5 protein-coding genes are annotated in these 6,007 nt (G+C 43.9%); 3 read left to right on the top strand and 2 right to left on the bottom strand.

What is annotated here, in order from left to right; all coding sequences use genetic code 11:
- Window positions 1-64: 64 nt before the first annotated feature.
- Window positions 65-1,873 (bottom strand): DUF3413 domain-containing protein, encoded by a 1,809-nt coding sequence (locus tag AB4493_RS08890; RefSeq protein WP_017065981.1) that lies wholly within the window; start codon window positions 1,871-1,873, stop codon window positions 65-67.
- A gap of 28 nt (window positions 1,874-1,901) precedes the next feature.
- A complete protein-coding gene (locus AB4493_RS08885; protein WP_004734063.1) occupies window positions 1,902-2,129 on the bottom strand; it encodes a YejL family protein in 228 nt (75 codons plus the stop codon).
- A gap of 84 nt (window positions 2,130-2,213) precedes the next feature.
- Here AB4493_RS08885 and yejK point away from each other — a divergent pair, with 84 nt between their 5' ends.
- The 3 genes from yejK to AB4493_RS08870 all read left to right on the top strand — a co-directional run bounded on the left by yejK (window position 2,214) and on the right by AB4493_RS08870 (window position 5,982).
- Window positions 2,214-3,218, top strand: a complete 1,005-nt coding sequence (gene yejK, locus AB4493_RS08880; protein ID WP_372122679.1) for a nucleoid-associated protein YejK — start codon at window positions 2,214-2,216, stop codon at window positions 3,216-3,218.
- 105 nt (window positions 3,219-3,323) lie between these two features.
- Entirely contained in the window at window positions 3,324-4,727 is a 1,404-nt protein-coding gene (locus tag AB4493_RS08875; protein WP_102398080.1) for an Hpt domain-containing protein, read from the top strand.
- A gap of 76 nt (window positions 4,728-4,803) precedes the next feature.
- Window positions 4,804-5,982, top strand: a complete 1,179-nt coding sequence (locus AB4493_RS08870) for a hypothetical protein (RefSeq protein ID WP_017065980.1) — start codon at window positions 4,804-4,806, stop codon at window positions 5,980-5,982.
- The last annotated feature ends 25 nt before the right edge of the window (window positions 5,983-6,007 follow it).

The following is a 6,007-nucleotide window of genomic DNA, read 5'->3' as shown; positions in this document are numbered from 1 at the left end:
GCTAATCCGCGATGAACCATAAAAAAGGGAAGCCATTGGCTTCCCTTTGCTGTTTGCTGATTATTTAGTCATTTTTTGTGTAGAAACGCTGTAGCTCTGTCAGGCCTTGCATCAACACAGGTAAGCGAGGGCTTACGTTTTTCAGGCGCTTGTAATTTTGGTCGTACAATTTGTAGTTACCAAATTTATCCAACACCGTTGTTTGCTGGTCAGTAACAAGAGCAAGTTCACGAGAGTCGCCCGCGAGAATCCACTTTCTGTTACGTTCATTAAACAGGCTGCGACCACTACTGAAATCTGTTGGGTTCGAAGATACACCCAATAGCTCTTGCATCAGTGTTACTGACACGTCTAGATGACTAGAACGGTGGGTGTATTCAGAAGCAGACTTGCCAGGCCAGCTGATAAACAGTGGTACTTGTAACTGATAACGACTGTAGTTGGAGTTTGCACCCCAGCTGTTGGTTTTGGTTTCGTTAAACTCAGTACCGTGGTTAGAGGTAATGATAACCACCGTGTTATCGGCAAGCTCTAAGCGTTCCAGTTCAGCGTAGATAGTTGCTAGCTGAGCATCGGCCGCTGTCGCCGACTTTTGATAGTCTGCTGCAAAACGCTCTGCTGTCGTTAGCGTAGAGTCCGACTCTGAACTTGAATCGTAGCTGGCGAAGTTATCCAGTGTGGTTAATTCAATAAAGTTAAACCAAGGGCGTTTAGCTTGCGGTGATTGAATCCAGTTAGACCAAGCTTTTATGGCACTCTGGTCATCATAAGTTGCTTGCTCTGGCATCACATCACGGCCTCGGAAGATGATATCCGAGTACAGTGCATCACTAAAGTTGTCGCCACTGAAAGCAGCGAACTTGTAATCGTGATTCTCTAAAACATCGAGCAATACTGCGCTTGACCCCTGAGCTTCAATGCTGCTTGCGTAGCTGCTCGGTAGGCCGTAGAACAAGCCAAAAATACCAAACATATCGTTACTTGAACTGTAGTGGTTGGTGAAGTTGATCGACTGTTGTGCGTAGGCATAGCTGTTTGGCATCGCTGTCGCATTAAGAGCGTCAGAGCGAAGGTTGTTCACACTCACCATCAGGATATTAAGATCATCACTGCGGCGGTTGTATTGAATTTTTTCTAGCGGGTAGCTAACTAGGTTTACATTCTCTTTGTTCGCTTCTAAACGCTCAAGGTACTCTTCACGGTCTAATAGGCCATGTTTTTCCATAAAGCTTTTCGCTGTCATTGGGTAAGACAGTGGGAAGTTCGCTTTCTGGCTAGTAATTGGGTTATAGAAGTACGCATCAGCCCACATGTAGGTCAAGTGGCTGCTGATGAAACACAAGAAGAAGACGGCAGTAATCGGACGGCCAATGTGTTTATGAGACAGTTTACGCTGCTTACGCCAAACCCACTCAGATAGACCGAGTTGCAGCAAGAAGATAAGCGGCATAACAATGAAGAGGTGCTGCAAATCAGACGTGAATGCAGATTCCTCTCCACTGAATAAAACCTCCCACACGACAGGCGTCAGGTGGAGGTTTATATTTTGATACGTTTGGGTATCAATCAGTAGGACAGTTAAACCTATGGTCGCGAAGATAACGGCAACCAAACGTAATAACTTCCTCGACGGAAGAATAAAAGTGAGCGGGAACAACACTAATAGATAGAGCGCGAACACTAAAAAGCCAAAATGACCAACCCACGATGCAGCCAAATAGAATTGGCCTAGCAAGGTTTCTGGCCAAGCAGATTGAGTAATATAACGAGTACCAATCAACATCGCAGCAATGATGTTGAAAAATGCAAACCAGTGACCCCAACCAACCAGTCGAGATACACGATCGCTATATGAGTTTGCGCTGTCTACCATTTATAATTCTTTTATCCGTCAATCAAATTTAGTGAGACTTTTTATCTTCAAGAGAAGAAATTAAAGCCTCGGCAAATTTTTCAGCAATTCCTTTGCGTTGTGAAGCAGCAACATTCTGATTTAAGACATTGGTTGCGATATTTCCAGCGATCATCAGTGAAAGTTCTGGCGAAGCTTTGTGCTTAGTTAGTACAGCACCTACTTCAGCTAGGATTTTTTCAACTTGATCATCTGTGTATTTAGATATAATCGGCATAAGGACTCTAATAATGATAGTAAAAGCGGCTTATGATAACCTACTATGCACGACAACTGAAACCTGAACGGTAATATTTTCACTATGAGCCTTCACCTTTCCAACGTAATTTTACACCAGCTGAGCAAGAACGATCAGGATGAGCTGATTGTTAACTATCGTGCTGAATCTCTAGAAAACGATGCTTCATCTGAAAGCCTAGTTGCTGAACTTCACCGTGTTTTTAATTCAAAAGCAGGCAAAGGGTTTGGTTCTTTCAAATCTGACAGCGAATTCCAGCAGTGGTTGCATCAACTTCGTGCTGGTGAGACAAACTTTTACGATTTTTCTCAAAAGAGTGCGCAACGTCTAAAAGACGAACTATCAAAGTACCCATTCGCTGACGAAGGTATCTTGGTAATGGCTGAATATCAGTCACTTGCAACAGATTACCTTTTCATTGGTTTATTGCCTTCAAACCAAAGCCTAAAGGTAACTGAAGGGCTTGATATTAGTGCGACTGACTACCTTGATATCTCAAAAATGGATATCGCGGCTCGCCTAGACCTTTCTACTTATGAGACTGATAAAGAGTCAAACCGTTACTTAACTTATATTAAAGGACGTGTTGGCCGTAAAGTCGCGGATTTCTTCTTAGATTTCTTACAAGCTGAAGTCGGTTTGGATGCGAAACAGCAGAACCAAGTACTGATGCAAGCGGTAGAAGACTTCGTTTCTGACTCTAAATTAGAGAAAGAAGAAGCGATCAGCTACAAAAAGCAGGTTGCGGATTACTGTAACGAGCAGCTTAAAGCGGGCGATGAAGTACAAGTTCGTGAACTTTCTGGTGAGTTGCCAGCAAGCACAGGTGGCACAAGCTTCTTTGACTATACTAGTGAGCAAGGCTACGAGTTAGAAGACAGCTTCCCAGCCGATCGCGCAACTATGCGTAAACTAACAAAATTTGTTGGTGCTGGTGGCGGTTTGAATGTTAGTTTTGATAGTCTGCTTCTAGGCGAACGTATCTTTTACGATCCGGAGACAGACACGCTAACGATTAAAGGCACTCCACCGAACTTACGTGACCAACTGACTCGCAATAAGTCATAGTCCGAAGTTAACGGATAAAAGCGGCAGCAGGACGTTGTCGCTTATTTTGTGCTTAATCTTTTAGCTACGGTCATGGCTTCAAGTTAACACGCACAAGGAATATAGATGGAACAATCAGTAGCAAAGCCCAAACGCTTTAAAAAACCAGCCACCTTTTTGGTTGTGCTCTTGGCTCTGTGGTTACTTCCTTCATTGGCTCTTCTTAATCTAAGCCGTTCCTACACCAATTCTCTAGCTCAAATCGAAGAGCTCGGTATTCGAGTCAACGAATTGAGGCAATCGCTTTATTTCTCAGAACCGCTTCGAGTCTCTCGTATCAATGATCTCGCACTCGATGCTCAGTTGGTTTATTCGATCCGACTGCAGATTGAATCTGATTTCCAACACGCCTTGTTTCGTCCTGATGTCAACCAACTGTTGTACGTAGCTGATCAGTTCCTAGAAAAGTTCGATGAGTTCATTCCAATAGAAAGCCAAGTTCAAGACATCGTTGATAACATTAAGATCTTGCGTGCTGATAAAGAGCTTTCCCCTCAGCTAAAACCGCTCCTCAACGAATTCGGTGTTGTGGTATTTGAAGCAATGTACTCTGAAAATCAAAGTTCGTCAGCGACTTATCGCGCCTTTGATTCCATTCTAGAAAAATCTTATTCCTTAGAAAACGAAGAACAAGATGCACTCCAACAACTACTGGCTGATGCGTCAGCATTGTTGAGTGATTACGCTCAGCTTAACTATTTGGTTGATAAGATTAAGAAAAACTCAGTAAATGAACAGATCATAAAACTCGAAGCTGAGTTCCATGATCGTCAATTCAACCTATTGTTGGTGATGCTAGGCTTAAGCTTGGTGGCGATGAGCGGGATAGTGTTTTGGGGCGTTAGGTCCACAAAAACGATGAAAGAAGCAGACCAAGAACTCAGCTCTGAACTAGAAATTAATTCAAGTAAGGAAGACGCTTCTTATAGCGATGTTGTTTCCTCAGCAGTGAAACAAGCAGATAGTGACGCTTATGTATCCGAGAACAGGCCAACGCGCCAGTCTTCCGACTCTCAACCTCCGCAGAGCGTTAATGTTACAAGCCAACCCGTTGTACCGCAATACTCTATTCAGCAAGTCCCTGAACAGGCGCCAGTAGTAGAGAAACACGTTGCCAGTGTCACAGATTCAAAGCCTGCGATTGATATCGAAGACATGTTAGAAACGCTCGATGGTGATGCTGAGTCTGTTGAACTCTTGCTTGGTGTGTTTGTACAAGACCACGCAGGTGACTACGAGAAGTTTAAGTCTTTGTTGACCAAAGATGAAACCTCCGCGGCTCGCATTGTACATAGCTTAAAAGGCGTGGCTGGCAGTATTAAAGCGTCTCGGTTAGCCATCATTGCCGCAACCATTGAAATGACAATGAAGCAGTCCAGAGCGATCAGTGAACATGATTTAGCTGAACTAGAGCAGGCTATAAAAGCCTCTGTGGATTCTGCTCATGAATATTTAGACAGTCAGCGTTAACTTTTACAGGATTTTTGACAATACTCTGACGAAGCGCTCATACAATCAGCGCCCTTAGTCTTTGTCAGAGGTTTATATGTTACGAGTTTCGAGTCGAAGTTGGATGGTGTTGGTGCTTAGCATTGTGCTAAGTGGTTGTTCTCTCTTAGAAGTTAAGTTAGATAGTCAAACGACGCCTCTCACTCAACAAGAGTTAAATGCTCGGATCATGACGCGTGAATACGCCAAGATGTTCTTTACACGAGTAGAAGATTCGGCCGATCTCATCGCGCAATCTTACCCTGCTGATGACACCTTACATCAATCTTATGTGTTGCTTTGGAAGATCCATGCAGAGCAGGGCTTACAACAAGCGGCTTACCAAACTTCCCCTATGTCTGCGTTAATTGACTCGTGGGTTTTCACTGCCCAAATGAATCAGTTTTATAGCCAAGGCGACGGCGCGGATCTGTTCGCGACGGATGATGCAGTAGAGACCGCTCGTTTTCTTGATCAAGAAGCCGAGAAGCTGGCAAAGGGTGTATTGAGCTCGAGTGATTTCAAAAACAGCAAAGCGTTCGTTGCGCAGTTTTCTGCTAGCCACCCATTTAAAGACCTCACATTCAGAAGCACACCTGCTTACCGTGAATGGCTAAATTACCTTGGTAAAGACGAATCGCAAATCGTTCAGAGCTTAGGCACCATGCCAGAAGCAATGAGTGACGCATCTGATCGTTTAAGCCTTATGGCTGACCAGACACCAAAACTGATGTCGTGGAAGGCGGAGTTGGTTGCATTGAATAGCTCACTAACGGGTGAAGACCTATCGATGACGCTGGAAAGCCTTCGTCAAACATCAGCAAGCATGCAAGACTTCATTGAGAACAATCCGGAGTACATGCAAACACTGGCTTCTATTATGTCGACAGAAATGCAACCATTGCTCAACGACCTCAGTGATAAAACCGACCAAAAATTAGCGATGCTGAGTGATGAACGTGTGGCATTAGAAAAAATGGTGACACGTGAGAGAGAAGCTCTAGTAGAGATGATTGCGAAAGAGCGCATCGAGATTGCCGGCATTGTGACTTCAGAAAGAGAACTGTTCACGCAAGACCTTGATCGCGTCTCTCAAGAGGTGGTGGTACTGGCGATTGATAAGCTAATGGAGTTAATCAAAGGTGTGATTATCTACTTCATCCTGTTTATCTTAGTAGTGTTCTTTGCACCGTTAGGCATCGGTTACTGGTTGGGTAAACGAACCGCCAATAAATAGATAAATAAGTAAATCAGCAGATCAA

Source organism: Vibrio sp. 10N.222.55.A1, assembly GCF_041473835.1.
Taxonomy (GTDB): domain Bacteria; phylum Pseudomonadota; class Gammaproteobacteria; order Enterobacterales; family Vibrionaceae; genus Vibrio; species Vibrio crassostreae_C.
The sequence above is the reverse complement of the archived record's forward strand: the minus strand, read 5'-3'. Positions and strand labels throughout refer to the sequence as shown.

Coding starts and splice junctions, on each gene's coding strand:
- AB4493_RS08890 (WP_017065981.1), bottom strand. CDS start 1,873: ATGGTAGACAGCGCAAACTCATATAGCGATCGTGTATCTCGACTGGTT.
- AB4493_RS08885 (WP_004734063.1), bottom strand. CDS start 2,129: ATGCCGATTATATCTAAATACACAGATGATCAAGTTGAAAAAATCCTA.
- yejK (WP_372122679.1), top strand. CDS start 2,214: ATGAGCCTTCACCTTTCCAACGTAATTTTACACCAGCTGAGCAAGAAC.
- AB4493_RS08875 (WP_102398080.1), top strand. CDS start 3,324: ATGGAACAATCAGTAGCAAAGCCCAAACGCTTTAAAAAACCAGCCACC.
- AB4493_RS08870 (WP_017065980.1), top strand. CDS start 4,804: ATGTTACGAGTTTCGAGTCGAAGTTGGATGGTGTTGGTGCTTAGCATT.